The 16093-nt window shown below is 66.4% G+C and carries 12 protein-coding genes and 1 tRNA gene; 5 read left to right on the top strand and 8 right to left on the bottom strand.

Features of this window, described 5'->3' with window-relative positions:
- Positions 1 to 90 precede the first annotated feature (90 nt).
- The 8 genes from metG to ilvD all read right to left on the bottom strand — a co-directional run bounded on the left by metG (position 91) and on the right by ilvD (position 12768).
- A complete protein-coding gene (gene metG, locus AB6732_RS03950) occupies positions 91 to 1647 on the bottom strand; it encodes a methionine--tRNA ligase (RefSeq protein WP_370958483.1) in 1557 nt (518 codons plus the stop codon).
- Between the two features lie 43 nt (positions 1648 to 1690).
- Positions 1691 to 2503: an ABC transporter ATP-binding protein gene (locus AB6732_RS03945; protein WP_370958481.1), complete on the bottom strand. Its 813-nt coding sequence runs from the start codon at positions 2501 to 2503 to the stop codon at positions 1691 to 1693.
- A complete protein-coding gene (locus AB6732_RS03940) occupies positions 2500 to 5295 on the bottom strand; it encodes an FtsX-like permease family protein (protein WP_370958479.1) in 2796 nt (931 codons plus the stop codon). The genes AB6732_RS03945 and AB6732_RS03940 overlap by 4 nt, the downstream gene beginning before the upstream one ends.
- A gap of 181 nt (positions 5296 to 5476) precedes the next feature.
- A complete protein-coding gene (serA, locus tag AB6732_RS03935; RefSeq protein WP_066210819.1) occupies positions 5477 to 7072 on the bottom strand; it encodes a phosphoglycerate dehydrogenase in 1596 nt (531 codons plus the stop codon).
- Positions 7073 to 7265: 193 nt separating this feature from the next.
- Positions 7266 to 8291 (bottom strand): ketol-acid reductoisomerase, encoded by a 1026-nt coding sequence (ilvC, locus tag AB6732_RS03930; RefSeq protein WP_066210821.1) that lies wholly within the window; start codon positions 8289 to 8291, stop codon positions 7266 to 7268.
- A 49-nt stretch (positions 8292 to 8340) separates the two neighbouring features.
- The gene (ilvN, locus tag AB6732_RS03925) at positions 8341 to 8853 is read right to left on the bottom strand and encodes an acetolactate synthase small subunit (protein WP_066210822.1); all 513 of its coding nucleotides are present in this window, start codon (positions 8851 to 8853) and stop codon (positions 8341 to 8343) included.
- Between the two features lie 2 nt (positions 8854 to 8855).
- On the bottom strand, positions 8856 to 10745 hold the full coding sequence (locus AB6732_RS03920; RefSeq protein ID WP_278266714.1) for an acetolactate synthase large subunit: 1890 nt from the start codon (positions 10743 to 10745) through the stop codon (positions 8856 to 8858).
- A gap of 319 nt (positions 10746 to 11064) precedes the next feature.
- A complete protein-coding gene (gene ilvD / locus AB6732_RS03915; protein ID WP_370958476.1) occupies positions 11065 to 12768 on the bottom strand; it encodes a dihydroxy-acid dehydratase in 1704 nt (567 codons plus the stop codon).
- Between the two features lie 287 nt (positions 12769 to 13055).
- Here ilvD and AB6732_RS03910 point away from each other — a divergent pair.
- The 5 genes from AB6732_RS03910 to AB6732_RS03890 all read left to right on the top strand — a co-directional run bounded on the left by AB6732_RS03910 (position 13056) and on the right by AB6732_RS03890 (position 16093).
- Positions 13056 to 13131, top strand: a tRNA-Lys gene (locus AB6732_RS03910).
- A gap of 630 nt (positions 13132 to 13761) precedes the next feature.
- Positions 13762 to 14658: a hypothetical protein gene (locus tag AB6732_RS03905; RefSeq protein ID WP_370958474.1), complete on the top strand. Its 897-nt coding sequence runs from the start codon at positions 13762 to 13764 to the stop codon at positions 14656 to 14658.
- Between the two features lie 105 nt (positions 14659 to 14763).
- Positions 14764 to 14889, top strand: coding sequence for a hypothetical protein (locus AB6732_RS03900; RefSeq protein ID WP_370958472.1), 126 nt, complete (start codon positions 14764 to 14766; stop codon positions 14887 to 14889).
- A gap of 321 nt (positions 14890 to 15210) precedes the next feature.
- Positions 15211 to 15426: a hypothetical protein gene (locus tag AB6732_RS03895; RefSeq protein ID WP_370958470.1), complete on the top strand. Its 216-nt coding sequence runs from the start codon at positions 15211 to 15213 to the stop codon at positions 15424 to 15426.
- 457 nt (positions 15427 to 15883) lie between these two features.
- Positions 15884 to 16093: a hypothetical protein gene (locus AB6732_RS03890; protein WP_370958468.1), complete on the top strand. Its 210-nt coding sequence runs from the start codon at positions 15884 to 15886 to the stop codon at positions 16091 to 16093.

The raw sequence follows: 16093 nt of genomic DNA, 5'->3' as shown, positions 1-16093 counted from the left end.
AGACCCACGAGAGAACAGCTGAGGCCCGGAAAACATGGTTTTCCGGGCCTCAGCTGTTCCTTCGCGAAACGCGTGGAGGAAGACGGAGAGTCAGGCCTCCTCGGGCTCCTCGTACTTGGGGAAGACGGGGGCCGGTGCGGGCAGTGCCGTGCCGGCCACCAGACGAGTGCCCAGGGCCGAGAACAGGCGGCTCTCCTCGGACTCCTGGCCGAGCAGGTCGAGCACCTTGCCGGCGGAGCCCGGCATGACCGGCTGGCTCAGGATCGCGACCTGGCGCAGCACCTCCAGGGTCACGTAGAGCACGGTGTTCATGCGGGCGGGGTCGGTCTTGCGGAGGACCCACGGCTGCTGCTCGGCGAAGTACGCGTTGCACTCCCCCAGCACGTGCCACATGGCCTCCAGGGCCCGGGAGAACTGCTGCTCCTCGAACTCCGCGCGCACGGTCGCGAGCAGCGCGTCCGCCTGCGCCAGCATCGCCTCATCCGCGGCGGTGAAGTCGCCGGGGACCGGCACGGCGCCGTCGCAGTTCTTCGCCACCATGGACAGCGACCGCTGTGCGAGGTTGCCGAAGTTGTTGGCCAGATCGGCGTTCATGCGGCCGACGATCGCGTCGTGGCTGTAGCTGCCGTCGGCGCCGAACGGGACCTCCCGCAGGAAGAAGTAGCGCACCTGGTCCAGGCCGTACTGTGCGACGAAGTCCGCCGGCGCCACCACATTGCCCAGCGACTTGGACATCTTCACGCCGTTGTTGTGCAGGAAGCCGTGGATCATCACGCGCTTCGGCAGTGGCAGTCCGGCGCTCATGAGGAACGCCGGCCAGAAGATCGCGTGGAAGCGGGAGATGTCCTTGCCGATCACGTGCACATCGGCGGGCCAGAACCGCTGGAATTTCTCGCTGGATTCGTCCGGGAACCCGACGCCGGTCAGGTAGTTGGTCAGCGCGTCCACCCAGACGTACATGACGTGCTTGTCATCGCCCGGAACCGGGACGCCCCAGTCGAACGTCGTGCGGCTGATGGAAAGATCCTCCAGGCCGCCCTTGACGAAGCTGATGACCTCGTTGAAGCGGCCGCGCGGGTAACCGAACTCCGGCTGCTCCTCATAGAGGGCCAGGAGCTTCTCCTGGTACTGGGAGAGCCGGAAGAAGTAGCTCTCCTCCTCGGTCCAGGTCAGCTCGGTGTCCGTGGCCTTGGAGTAGCGCTTGCCGTCCTCGCGGAGCTCGGTTTCGTCCTCGCCGTAGAACGCCTCGTCACGCACCGAGTACCAGCCCTCGTACTTGCCGAGGTAGATGTCGCCGTTGGTTTCCATGCGGCGCCAGATCTCCTGGCTCGCCGCGTAGTGGTCCTCGTCCGTGGTCCGGATGAAGCGGTCGTAGCTGATGCCCAGCTCGGCGTGCGTGGCCTTGTAGACCTCGGCGTTGCGGTCGACAAGCTCCTGGGGCGTGATGCCCTCCTTCTCGGCGGCCTGCGCGATCTTCATGCCGTGCTCGTCCGTCCCGGTGAGGAACATGACGTCATAGCCGTCCAGCCGCTTGAAGCGGGCCATCGCGTCCGTGGCGATGTACTCGTAGGCGTGCCCGATGTGCGGGACGCCATTCGGGTACGTGATGGCCGTGGTCAAGTAGTAGGACGGCTTCTGCTGCGTCACGGTGTGTTCTCTCCTGCGGTGCGTGCGGGGCGCTGGGCGGTGATCAGTTCAGTTCGGTCATCGAGTCGGACACGCGGATGAGCTCGTGGTCGTGCGAGGCGACCAGGACCGAGATGCCGTCCTTGGTGGTGTCCTTGAGGATGCCGATGATCTTGTTGGCCGCGGCGCGGTCCAGGCTGGCGGTGGGTTCGTCGACCACCAGCACGCGGGTGCCGAGGATCAGCGCGCGGGCGATCGCCACGCGCTGACGCTCGCCGCCGGACAGCTGGGCCGGGCGGTGCTTGATGCGCTTGCCGAGACCGACCAGCTCGAGCAGGTCCTTCGCGGCTTCGGTGCGCTGTTCCACCTCGCCGTCCGGAACGGCGGGCAGCAGGACGTTCTCCAGGGCGCTCATGCCCTCGATCAGGGCGCCGCCCTGGTCGACGTAACCGATGAGCGCGCGACGGCGGTCGGCCACCTCGTCGTCGTTCATCGCGTCGAGCGGGGCATCCTCCCAGAAGACGCGGCCGCTCGTGGGCAGCGTCAGGCCTGCGCTCACGGTCAGGATGGACGTCTTGCCGGAACCGGAGCGGCCCGCGACGCAGTGCATCTCGCCGGCGTCGAGGTCCATGTTGAAACCCTCGACCACGGTGACGCGCTCGGCGCCGTTGCGCTCACCGCCGTAGCGGATGGTGACGTCCTCGAGGCGCAGCGGGGTCTCGTGGTCGGCCACCTTGATGATGGTGTTCGCACGGGTCTGGAGTTCGGCGCCGTCCACGGCGGACTGCTCCACGCTCACGGTGTTCTCCTCGTCCTGGGTCGGGGCGGGGCGCTCTTCGGCGCGGCGGTTCTTCCGGGATTCCGGTTCAATGGTCATCGAATGATCCTTGTCGCTACGGGAACCCACACCACGACGGCGAGCAGACCGGCAATGCCGGCCCAGACAGCCGCGTAGGGGGCGAGGAAAATACCCAGGAGCGCGGCACCCAGCACGCCGATGGGGAGGGCGTACAGGCCCACGAGGGCGTGTTCGAAGAAACGGACCTGACGGAGCATGTCAGGGTTCCAGCCCATCGCATTGAGCACACCGATCTGTTCGCGCTTGGCGCCCAGTTCGAAGCGGCCGGTCACGATGGTCAGGAAGAGGCCGACGACGGCGCCCGCGACGGCCAGGATGATGGCCGGGAGCACGATGCTCCCCGCCGCCAGACCGCCGAGGGCGGAAGCGCCGGCTGCTCGCGGGATGTCCACCAGGACGGACACGAGCGCGCCGACCGCGGCGCCGAAGACGCCGACCGCGACGGCCAGGGCCAGGGTGTTGAAGCGATGGGTCTTCAGCTGACGGTTGGCGAAGGTCAGCGGCGAATCGATCGTGATGAGACTCGAGTCGTCCACCACTTCCTGGTCCACCACGTGGTGGTGGCGCAGCTGACGCACGGCCAGCCAGGCCGCCACGGCGTAGATGACGAGGACGAGCAGCGAGACGATCGCGGTCGCCAGGTTCCAGCTCAGGAGGCTGAGGATCAGGCCTGCGGCCGCCAGTGCCGCGGCGCCCACGCCGAACTCCTGGAGGACCCACTTCCTGATCTGCTTCTGGTTCCAGCCCATGGCCCGCAGGATCCCGGCGTCACTCCGCCGCTTGCGCACGTAGCTGACGGTCGAGGCCGCGGTCAGCAGCGTGGCGCCCAGCAGGGCGAGGAAGAGGAGCATGATGTTGGTTCCGGAGAGCGAGCTGCTCACCGCGGCCGCGGCGTCCTGGCGGACCCACGACTGCTGGACGGTGCCCAGGGCCTGCTCGGCGCCGGAGGCATCCTTGCTGTAGCCGGGCACGAAGATGTTCGCGTCCTCGCGGGCGGAGCCGGAGACGATGGTGGCCTTCAGGCCCAGGGCACGGATCTGGTCGGCGAGCTTGGCGATGTCGCCGCCGGCCTGACGCCAGCCGCCTTCTGCCTTGGCGCGCACGCGGATCGCGTCGACGACGTCGGCGTCCTTGGTGTAGCCGCGGGCGGCGGCCAGGCCGTAGTAGTCCGTGATCGCGCCGGCGGACTGGCTGACCAGGCCCGTGGCGCTCAGGCTCGGCTTCAGGGCCTTCGACCCTGCGTCGTTGCCCGAGGCGTCCTTCGCGAGGCTGAACGGCACGGGATCGTAGCCACCGAGCGGCAGGCGGTTGATGTCACCCGCGGCCTTCTGGACGGCGGAAGGGTCGAAGGTGCCGTAGACGATGGGCAGCGGGGTCGCCTTGGCGTCGCCGCGGGCCACGTCCTTGCGGTAGGAGCGGTCCTGGACCGGCTTGCGCTGGCCCTGGTCGACGGCGGTGCCGTCGAGGGCACGCTCCGGCAGGCTGTTCACCGTGACCCAGTCACCGGGGACGGCCTGCTTCTCCTCGGAACCGTTGGCCTCGGTGCTCTTGGCGGAGTAATCGGGCGCGGCCGCGAACTGGGTGCTCCAGGTGGCGGGGTCGTAGAGGCCGGACGCGAAGCTGGACGTGGAGCCCAGGAGGTCGGAGTGGTCCGTGCCGCCCGGCCACTGCAGCACGAACGGGGACTTCGAGACGAACGGGAGGTAGCCGTCACCGAGGTTCTTGGAGACGGTGCCGACCTCCTTGGTGACGTTGCCGGCGTCGTCGAGCTCTTCGATCTTGACGTTGTACTTGACGTCCAGGTTGGTGCCCTGGCGCACCACGAGCGGGATGGCCTGGGAGTCGTCCGTGATCTGCTTGCTGCGCACGCTCGCCTCGTACTGCATGAGCGTGGGGGCCCAGTACTTCAGGCGCACGCCGAGGAAGTCGGGACCGTCCTGGATGTCCTGCTGGGACATGCCGGAGGAGAGCTTCTCCTGGAAGAAGCGGCCGATGGCGCCGGCGTTGCGGCCGTCCGCGGGCGGGGCCTTCTCGAGCGGTGCGAGGAACGCGCCGGCCTCACCGAGCAGAGCGCGCTCGGCGGTCGGGTCCACGGCCACCACGGACTCGCTGATCTCGGGAGCCAGCGGCAGCGCGATGTTGGCGTTGAAGAGAGTGTGGGTGGAATTACCGGCGGGAGCGGGGAACTTGATGCCCGTCTCGCCTTCCGGCGCCTGGATCTGCACGGACTTGCCGCCGGCCACGGTGGTCTGCACGACCTTGGCCTTGCCGAGCGTCCCCTCGCCCACGGTGCTGAACAGCTGCCGCTCGGTCACCCCGTCCGAGCTCGTGGCACTGGCCGTGATCCGGTACTTCGTGGCCTTGTCCGGGAGCACGGATTCGGCCTGCGGCCACTTCGAGCCGTCGGTGGAGCCGGGGGTGCTGGTCTGCTGCAGCCCCACGAGGCCCGAGTTGTACCCGAGGTAGTCCATGGCACGCAACTGCGGGGCTTCGAGGTTCTGCGTCACGCGGGACACGAGCGAGATGGGCGCGGCCACCGCGGTGCCGTCCATCTGGCGGATCTTGTCCAGCTGATCGAAGCTGATCCCGCCCTGGCCGGTCACGATGTCCGGCTGCATGAGCTTGCCCTCGCCCTGTCCCGGCGCCTGCACCAGGATGTCGTAAAGGCCACGGGAGTTCTGGTCCACGGTCTTGACCAGAGCCGCCTGCGAGCTGCTCTGGACCAGGACGGACAGCGCCATGGTCGCGATCAGGATGGTCGCGGTCAGCAGCAGCACGCGGCTCCTGATGAACCGTTCAACGGCGTTCATTGCACTCCTGGGGTGAGGGAACGGGAGAGGGCTGCACTGCAGACATGGCTTCGCCCACGCTCCGACGGGGTGGTTCAAGACTTCGGGCCGGCCTGCCGACCGCTACGACGCTCACAGCGCCGTAACTATTGTAGGCAGACCGGCCCGGGTTCCCGGGACCCTCGGTCCCGTCAGTGTGGCCCTACGACTCGAGGTCGACCTCACGCACGGCGTTCGCGCCCACGCCCGCCTTGATGGCGTCGAGGACCTGCTGCGGCACCGAGGAATCGACCGTCAGCAGGGCCAGGACGTCGCCGCCTTCGGCACTGCGGGCCACCTGCATGCCGCCGATGTTGATGTTGTTCATGCCCAGGATGTGGCCGATGGTGCCGACCACGCCGGGACGGTCCTGGTAGCTGACCACGATCAGGTGATCGGTGATCGGGATCTCGATGTCGAAGCCGTTGACGCCCACCAGCTTCTCGACCTGCTTGGGGCCGGTCAGCGTGCCGGACACCGTGATCTGGGAACCATCGCTCAGCGCGCCGCGGAGGGTCAGCACATTGCGGTAGTCCTCGGCGTTCTCGGTGGTGATCAGCCGGACGTTGATGCCACGCTGCTCGGCGATCACCGGGGCGTTGACGTAGGAGACCTGCTCCGACACGACGTCGGCGAACACGCCCTTGAGCGCGGACAGCTCGAGAACCTTGACGTCCAGGGCGGCGATCTCACCGGCCACCTCGACGTCGATCTGGGTCACCGAGTCGTGCGTGAGTGCGGTGAAGATCCGGCCGAGCTTCTCGATGAGCGGGATGCCCGGGCGGACGTCGGAGTGGATGACGCCGCCGGCCACGTTGACCGCGTCGGGGACGAGCTCGCCGGCCAGGGCCAGACGGACCGACTTCGCCACGGAGATGCCGGCCTTCTCCTGGGCCTCCGCGGTGGACGCGCCGAGGTGCGGGGTGACGACCACGTTGTCCAGGCCGAAGAACGGCAGGTCCGTGGACGGCTCCTTGGAGAACACGTCGATGCCGGCGCCGGCGATCTTGCCGGCCACGAGTGCCTCGTGCAGCGCGGTCTCGTCGACCAGGCCGCCACGGGCGACGTTGACCACGTACGCGGTCTCCTTCATCTTCTCGAAGGCGTCCGCGCCCAGCATGCCCACGGTCTCGGGAGTCTTCGGCATGTGGATGGTGATGAAGTCGGACTGCGCCAGGAGCTCATCCAGGGTCACGAGCTTCACGCCGAGCTGCGCGGCACGGGCCGAGGTGACGTAGGGGTCGTAGGCGAGGATCTCGGTGCCGAAGGCCTGGAGGCGGGCGGCGACCAGGGCGCCGATGCGGCCGAAGCCGATGATCCCGATCTTCTTCTCGAACAGCTCGGTGCCCGAGTACTTGGAGCGCTTCCACTCCCCCGCCTTGAGGGCGCCGCAAGCCTGCGGGATGTGGCGGGCCAGGCTGAGGATGTGGCCGACCGTGAGTTCGGCGGCGGAGATGATGTTCGAGGTGGGCGCGTTGACCACCATGACACCGGCCTGGGTGGCGGCCTTGATGTCGACGTTGTCCAGGCCGACGCCGGCGCGGGCGATCACCTTGAGGTTCGGCGCGGCGGCGATGGCTTCGGCGTCCACCTGCGTGGCGGAGCGGACCAGGATGGCGTGGGCGTCGGCCAGGGCCGGCAGGAGCTGGGAACGGTCAGCGCCGTCGGTCTGCCGGATGTCGAAATCCGGTCCCAGTGCCGCCACGGTGGCAGGCGATAGTTCTTCGGCAATGAGTACTACGGGCTTGGTGTCTGTCACCGGTGACCTCTTTGTGGCGATCGATACTGCAGTGGCTTGTCTCAGGTGTCCTGAGCGTGGAATCGCCGGGCCCGCACAGTGTGCGGGCCCGGCGTCCTTGCTTCACACGCCTGCCACCGAGATTACTGGCTCGGTGCGGCGTGCCGGGAATCGGCTTCCCTTTTGTGAAGGATCGCGATCCCCCGGGCGGGGATCAGCGAGCGGCGGAACCGTCGACGTAGTCGGAGTCCTGCTGCTTCCAGGAGAACAGGGCACGGAGGTCCTTGCCCACGGCCTCGATCGGGTGCTGCTCCGCCTTGGCACGCAGTTCCTTGAACTCGACGGCGCCGTTGTCCTGGTCGTCGATGAAGCGCTTGGCGAAGGCGCCGTTCTGGATGTCGGCCAGGACGGCCGCCATGTTCTCCTTGACGCGCGGGTCGATGACGCGCGGTCCGGAGACGTAGTCACCGAACTCGGCGGTGTCGGAGACGCTCCAGCGCTGCTTGGCGATGCCGCCCTCCCACATGAGGTCGACGATCAGCTTCAGCTCGTGCAGCACCTCGAAGTAGGCGATCTGCGGCTGGTAGCCGGCCTCGGTCAGGGTCTCGAAGCCGTACTGGACCAGCTGGGACACGCCACCGCAGAGGACGGCCTGCTCGCCGAAGAGGTCCGTCTCGGTCTCTTCGGTGAAGGTGGTCTTGATGACGCCGGCGCGAGTGCCGCCGATGGCCTTGGCGTAGGACTTGGCGGTCTCCCAGGCGGTGCCGGTGGCATCCTGCTCGACGGCGATGATGTCCGGGATGCCTCGGCCGGCGACGTACTCGCGGCGCACCGTGTGGCCCGGGGCCTTCGGAGCGACGAGGATGACGTCCACGCCTTCGGGGACCTGGATGTACCCGAAGCGGATGTTGAAGCCGTGGGCGAAGGCCAGGGTCTTGCCTGCGGTCAGCTTGTCCTTGATGGAGTCGTTGTAGATCGCGCGCTGGTGCTGGTCCGGTGCCAGGATCATGATGAGGTCGGCCCAGTCGGCGGCGTCTGCCACGCTCTTGACCTCGAAGCCCTCGTCCTCCGCCTTGGCGATGGACTTGGAGCCCTCCTTCAGGCCGATGACGACCTGGACGCCGGAGTCGCGCAGGTTCTGGGCGTGGGCGTGGCCCTGGGAGCCGTAGCCGACGATGGCGACCTTCTTGCCCTGGACGATCGTCAGGTCTGCATCGTCATCGTAGATCAGCTCGGTCATGGAAATTCTCCTTGGAATGGTGGGGGTGGAACGGTGTCTCGTGTGGGATTCAGGCGGACCGCAGAGCGCGGTCACTCATGGAGCGGGGTCCCCGTCCAACGGCCAAGGTGCCGGACTGCACAATCTCGCGGATGCCGAAGGGCTCCAGGACTGACAGCAGTGCTGTGATCTTCTCCGGATGACCGGTGGCCTCGATGATCAATGAGTCGGTGGACACATCGACCACGGAGGCGCGGAACAGGTCTGCGGCTTGGGTGACCTGCAGACGCGTTGCGGCATCGGCCCGTACTTTGACCAGGATATGGTCGCGCTGCACGGAAGCGTCGCTCGTGAGCTCTACGATCTTGATCACATTGATCAATTTGTTGAGCTGCTTGGTGACCTGCTCGATGAGGTCACCTTCCGCCTCGACCACCGCGGTGATGCGGGACGTGCCCGGCACCTCCGTGGGGCCGACGGCGAGGGAATTGATGTTGAAGGCCCGGCGGGCGAAGAGGCCGGAGACGCGCGTAAGCACGCCGGGCTTGTCCTCCACCAGCACGGAGAGAGTGTGACGGCTCATGATCAGTCCTCTTCTTCCCACTCGGGGGTCATGTTCCGGGCGACCTGGATCTGGTCATTGCTCACGCCGGAGGGCACCATCGGCCACACCATGGCGTTGGGGCTGACCACGAAGTCGATCACGACGGGGCGGTCGTTGATCTCCAGGGCCTTCTGGATGGTGGCGTCGATGTCCTCTTCCCGCTCACAGCGCAGCGCGGCGCAGCCGTAGGCGTCGGCGAGCTTGACGAAGTCCGGGATCCGGACGGTGTCATGGCCGGTGTTCAGGTCGGTGTTCGAGTACCGGCCTTCATAGAACAGGGTCTGCCACTGGCGGACCATGCCCAGCGAGGAGTTGTTGATGATCGCGACCTTGATCGGGATGTTGTTGATGGCGCAGGTGGCGAGTTCCTGATTGGTCATCTGGAAGCAGCCGTCGCCGTCGATCGCCCAGACCACGCGGTCCGGGTTGCCGACCTTGGCGCCCATGGCCGCCGGGACGGAGTAGCCCATGGTGCCGGCGCCGCCGGAGTTCAGCCAGGCGTGCGGGCGCTCGTACTTGATGAACTGCGCGGCCCACATCTGGTGCTGGCCGACGCCTGCCACGAAGACGCCTTCGGGACCGGTCAGCTCGCCGATCCGCTGCAGCACGCGCTGCGGGGCGATCAGGCCGTCCTCCGGTTCGGTCCAGCCGAGCGGGTAGGTCTCCTTGAGGTTGTTCAGGAACGCCCACCAGGCGCCGAGGTCCGGCTTGCCGTTGGCCTCGAAGTACGCGCGGAGGACCTCGGTCAGCTCGGGGATGATCTCCTTGACGCTGCCCACGATCGGCACGTCCGCGGTGCGGTTCTTGGAGATCTCGGCCGGGTCGATGTCGGCGTGGATGACCTTGGCGTTCGGCGCGAAGGTCTTCAGCACGCCGGTCACGCGGTCGTCGAACCGGGCGCCGAGCGTGATGAGCAGATCCGCCTGCTGCAGTGCGGTGACCGCGGACACCGTGCCGTGCATGCCGGGCATGCCGACGTGCTGCGGATGGGAGTCCGGGAAGGCGCCCTTGGCCATGAGGGTGGTGACCACGGGGGCGCCGCTCAGCTCGGCGAGTTCCTTGAGTTCTTCACAGGCGTGGCCCTTGAGCACGCCGCCGCCCACGTAGAACACGGGCTTCTTGGCGGCGCCGATCAGCTTGGCGGCCTCACGCAGCTGCTTGCTATGACCGCGCAGCACGGGACGGTACCCGGGCAGGTCGATCTTCGGCGGCCAGGAGAACATGGTCTTGGCGACCTGGGCGTCCTTGGCGAAGTCCACCAGGACGGGGCCGGGACGGCCCGTGGAGGCGAGGTGGAAGGCCTCGGCCATGACCCGGGGGATCTCGTCCGGGTCCGTGACCAGGAACGAGTGCTTGGTGATCGGCATGGTGATGCCGACGATGTCAGCCTCCTGGAAGGCGTCCGTTCCGATCACGCCACTGCTGACCTGACCGGTGATGGCGACCATCGGCACGGAGTCCATGTGGGCGTCCATGATGGCGGTGACCAGGTTGGTGGCGCCAGGACCGGAGGTGGCGATGCACACGCCCACCTCACCGGTGACCATGGCATAGCCCTGCGCGGCGTGGCCGGCTCCCTGCTCGTGACGGACCAGGATGTGATTCAAACTGGAAGCCATCAACGGGTCGTAGGTGGGCAGGATGGCACCACCGGGCAAACCGAAAATGTCCTTGACGCCGAGTTCTTCGAGCGAGCGGACGAGTGCTTGTGAGCCGGTCATCTCCGTTGGGGGTACAACGTTGTTCGGCCCGAGGACAGGAGAGAGGGCCGCTGCGTCATCGGCAGCGGTGACGGCGCGCTCGGACTTTTCCGCATTCTTCGCGGACTTTGCAGCCAACAGCGTGGGGCTGATGGGCGATCCTTTGCTCATCGGACTCTTCCTCGTTGGTGCCCCAAACGGGGCGATTTCGGGTGGGCGACTGATCGTGGCGTCTGTAGCAACAAAAAAACCCCTCAGCCGTGAGGCTCTTCGAGGGGTTGCGCGTGACTGACCGTTACCAGCTTGGCTTATGCCACGCGCTTGGTAAGGACTACGACGATCACGGTTTCAGTCATGGCTACAGTGTTCCCCGTGGCGCGATTTAGTGTCAACTGCTGGACGCCTCGTCTCACAATGTGGACGCTCGCGTCCGGCATGCGGTCACGACGACGGCGGTGAGGCACCGCCGTCGTCGTTGCAAGAGCGTGGGCTAGCCGCAGTACGCCCCTGTTGACGCCGAATTGACCAGCTTTGCGTACTTGGAGAGGACGCCCGTGGTGAAGCGCGCCGGCAGGGGCGCCCAGCCGACCTTGCGGGCCGCGAGCTCGTCCTCGTCCACCAGGAGATCGAAGGACCGGGCCGCGATGTCCACCCGGATCCGGTCGCCGTCCTTGACGAAGGCGATGGGCCCGCCGTCGACGGCTTCCGGCGCGACGTGTCCGATGCAGAGCCCGGTGGTGCCGCCGGAGAAGCGCCCGTCCGTCAGCAGCAGGACGTCCTTGCCGAGGCCCGCGCCCTTGATGGCGCCGGTGATGGCGAGCATCTCGCGCATGCCGGGGCCTCCCTTGGGGCCCTCGTAGCGGATGACGACGACGTCGCCCTTCTGGATCTCGCCGCGGTCCAGCGCGTCGAGAGCACCCTGCTCCCGCTCGAAGACCCGGGCCGTGCCTTCGAAGATATCGGCGTCGAAGCCCGCGGTCTTGACCACGGCGCCCTCCGGGGCGAGCGATCCGTGCAGGATGGTGATGCCGCCGGTCTTGTGGATCGGGTTGTCGAGGGCCCGCAGGATCTTGCCGTCGACGTCCGGTGGGTTGATCGCCTCGAGATTCTCGGCCACGGTGCGCCCGGTGACGGTGAGGCAGTCGCCGTGGAGGAGGCCGGCGTCGAGCAGCGCCCGCATGATGACCGGCACGCCGCCGATGCGGTCGACGTCGGTCATCACGTAGCGGCCGAACGGTTTGAGGTCACCCAGGTGCGGCACCTTGTCGCCGATGCGGTTGAAGTCGTCGAGGACGAGATCGACGCCGGCCTCCCGCGCGATCGCGAGGAGGTGCAGCACCGCGTTGGTCGAGCCGCCGAAGGCCATGGTGACGGCGATGGCGTTCTCGAACGCGGGCTTGGTCATGATGTCCCGCGCGGTGATGCCCAGCCGCAGCAGATTGACCACTGCCTCGCCGGAGCGCCGCGCGAAGTCGTCACGACGCCGGTCGGCCGAGGGCGGAGCGGCGGAGCCGGGCAGGGACATCCCCAATGCTTCGCCGATGCACGCCATGGTGTTCGCCGTGTACATGCCGCCGCATGCGCCCTCCCCCGGACAGATCGCGCGCTCGATGCGGTCCAGGTCTCCCCTGCTCATCCGGCCCGCGGCGCAGGCGCCCACCGCTTCGAAGGCGTCGATGAGGGTGACTTCCTTCTCAGAGCCGTCCTCCAGACGGACCCAACCGGGCATAATCGAACCCGCGTAGAGGAAGACGCTCGCGAGATCCAGGCGCGCGGCGGCCATCAGCATTCCGGGGAGGGACTTGTCGCAGCCCGCGAGGAGCACCGAGCCGTCGATCCGCTCGGCCTGCATCACGGTTTCCACCGAATCCGCGATCACTTCGCGGGAGACGAGCGAGAAGTGCATGCCGTCGTGGCCCATGGAGATCCCGTCTGAGACGGAGATCGTGCCGAACTGCATCGGGAACCCGCCCCCGGCGTGCACGCCCTCCTTCACCGCCAGCGCGAGGCGATTGAGCGACAGATTGCACGGGGTGATCTCATTCCAGGAACTCGCGACGCCGATCTGCGGCTTCGCGAAGTCCTCGTCGCCCATGCCCACGGCGCGGAACATGCCGCGCGCCGGAGCCGCGTGGATGCCGTCCGTCACCACCCGGGAACGCGGCTTGATGTCTGGAGTGGGTTCTGCGGTCATGGCATCCTCCGTCGCTCGGGAGCCAGGGCCCAGCAAGCAAGGCCCGGCACGTTGCGGCCAGTCTATGACGTGCCTCACAGAATGGCACCGGACGAGTTGCTGGCGGTCTGATTGCGACAGCGCCCGGCATCCACTCCCCCGGAAAACCGGGCCGGAAGGACCTGCGGGACCGCTCCGAGGCGCCCCGGAGGCCTCGATTTCACTTTTGCGGAAAACTCCAGTAGAGTTCTTACTCGTTGCGGGGAACGCAGACGGGAAGAAAAGCCCGGCTGATAAGCCACAACGATGCACCTCTAGCTCAACTGGCAGAGCAATTGACTCTTAATCAATGGGTTCCGGGTTCGAGTCCCGGGGGGTGCACCAACGAGTCCCGCTCGATCTGCTGAAAGGCATGATCGGGCGGGACTTTTTTGTGCCTGGCATCGTCGCAGCTCTTAGATGCTGCGGGAAGTCCGTGCGCCTGCGCTTCAGCGCCATGCGACCTGCTTCTTCGAGACTCCGTTCCTTGACGCGGACGCCCGGGTAACCATGTCGCGCGCGGGCACCATGGACAGGACCTCGAGGCCCCTGCTCGACGGGACGCGCGAGCCGGTGACCGCTCTGAGGAGCCGTGGCCACCCGAACCAGCGTATGCACGCCCCCGTCGAATGCACCCGCCGGGCTGCACTCGGCGCAGAACCGCCACATACCTGCTTGGCGCGGTCGGCACCCGCCTCGCGGCGGTCGAGCTCTGGACGCAAACCGGCGCACTCACCCATCCCGATTCCTGATTCCCCCACAAGGTCGGGCTGTCCCCAGAACGCTCCAACGTGCCCCGCCGCTTCGCCAGCTTCGGGCAGGCCGCCTGAACAAGCCCGAGTTATTCTCAAATCGGTGTATAAAATACCCCCTGGGGGCGACAGAAACTGTCACGTCGCGTCGGTTAGCGTGAAAAATGGCCAGTACGATCGGTCAAAAATTTCCAAGTCAACAAGCAGTTCAGGGGAGAACTAAATGTCAGCACTGAAGAAGTTACTGACGGGCGCGGCAGCCGCACTCGTCGTCGCAACATCCTTGGGAGTCGCCGGACCGGCGAACGCCGCCGAGGCGAACCACCTCAAGGATCCGCTCGCCGTGGTCCAGCAGCAGGGCCTCATCGGCTCACCTGCCGCCAAGGCGCAGAACGAGATCGCCGCACGAAACCTGGCGGCCAAGCCCGCGAGCGAGTCGAAGCTCGCCACCGTGGACCTCACGGCCTCCTTGCCCGGCACCACCGCCACCGTCGAGAACGGCGCCAAGGTCAACCGCTCCCGCGGGAACGACTACGGAACCGTCGTCGGCACCGGCCCGAACGGCACCAAAGCCGGCTACGTGGTGATCAACACCCCCATGGCGCCGAGCGAGTACAAGTTCATCGTCGGTGACGCCAGCACCAAACTGAGCCTCAACAAGAACGGCTCCGTCACCGTCAAGAACGCCGCCGGCGAGCAGGTGAACAACATCCTGCCCCCGTGGGCCAAGGACGCCACAGGGAAATCCCTCCCAACCTCGTACACGGTGTCGGGGAACACGCTGGTTCAGAAGGTCGACCACCGTGGCGCGGCGTACCCCGTCGTGGCCGATCCTGAGTACGGATGCGGCGTCCCCTGGTGCTCGATCTACTTCAACAGGGGCGAAACAAGCCTCATCGCCGCCGGTGGTTCTTTCGGTGCCCTGACAATCAAGGACGCCTGCAAAATGGCTCCTGGCCCGGCTGCGTTCGTCTGTGTGCTCGGAACGGGCTACGTGACCGTCACCGCCCTGGCGGCGAACGGCCAGGGTAAGTGCGTAGGGATCATTGCCTACCCGTCTCCAATGCCACCCTTCGCTTCCTGGAACACATTTATCTACACTGGAAGTCAGTGTCACTAGAAGGGAGCCAAGCAGATGAACAAGAAGAACCTGCCCAAGGTCCTGAAAGCAATTGCCGCTGTCGTAGTAGTCGCGGCAATCGCTTGGGCTGCATCCCCCATGTTAATGAATAATCCGACACCTACGTCGTGGATCTTCATGGTCCTCATCGGCCTCGTCGGGCATCTCGGATACAAGGCAATCGGCAATTTCATCGACTACATGAGCACCAAGCAGTACCTTTACGAGTAGCGCTCCTCATCTTCACTTGAACGTCCTCACCGGACGGCCCCGGCCATTCGGTGAGGACGTTTTTGCATCCCCGCCCCGTTTCCGGGGCTCATGAGGCCACCAGCCCCCAACACCCACAAGCACCCAGGCACCAGCCGCGGGTGCTTTTTTCATGCCCGAAAGCCCGACCATGCCCACCCTCCTCCTCTTCCCACCGCCGCTCTGCGGACAGTGCAAACACCCAGCCCACCTGAACAGCAGGCGCGTGTGGGTATGCACGCCCTGCCGGCTCTGGTGGCCCTTCACCGACCAGCCCGCCAACACCGAACAAGGACAAAGAACATGACTTCCGCACTCTTCCCCGGCATGGAGCCGAAGGAACCCCCAGAACCCCCGGCACCGCCGGCCCTGCGGACCTTCATCTACGAAACCATCGACGGCGAACACGAGATCGACGCCACGGCCATCGAGTTCTACCCCTCCGGCCACGTCGCGTTCCTCCGCGAGGCGGGCGTACGAGCGACCACGTCTCGTGCGGTTGCCACGGACAAGCGCTGAATGCACACGTGGGCTTCCCCTCGGCGCCGGCTCGCCAAGTATCTGCCTGACCCGGTCGGCGCCCGCCTCGCAGAGGTCGACCTCAAGCGCCAAGCAGGGCTCGCTCGTCCAGAAGGTCGAGCACCGTGGCGCGGCGTACCCGGTCGTGGCCGATCCGGAGTTCGGATGCGGTGTCCCTTGGTGTTCGATCTACTTCAACACGGGAGAGACCACGGCTATCGCCTCCGGTGGTTCACTCGGGCGACAGTACGTCTCTGCGACCTGCCAAGCAGCTCCTGGCCCTGCTGCGATCGCCTGCCGACTCGCGACGGCGTATGTGAGGGTCACAGCAGGAGTTGCAACGGCGCCGCAGAAGTGCGTCCGAATTATCGGTTACCCAATCCCCTTTCCTGCCCGGCGCTTCGTGGAACACCTTCGTCTACAGTGAATGTAATGCCACTAGTTAGGAGTCGAGGTCATGAAGAAGAACGTCCCCATGATTCTGAAAGTCGTCATGGCATTGATCGCGACGTCCTTCGTGGGCTGGCTCGGCGGCCCACTACTGCTCCACCCAACGGTTGAGAGCTGGTTCTACATCGCACTCATTGCCGGTGGTGGATACATCATCTACGTCGAGGGCACGAGGACGATTTTGTACTTCGTCCATAAGGAATGGCTCCGAAATTGA

Origin of the sequence: Arthrobacter sp. RCC_34 (genome assembly GCF_041360795.1) — a bacterium.
In the GTDB taxonomy this organism is placed as follows: domain Bacteria; phylum Actinomycetota; class Actinomycetes; order Actinomycetales; family Micrococcaceae; genus Arthrobacter_E.
This window is presented reverse-complemented; position numbering and strand designations above follow the sequence as displayed.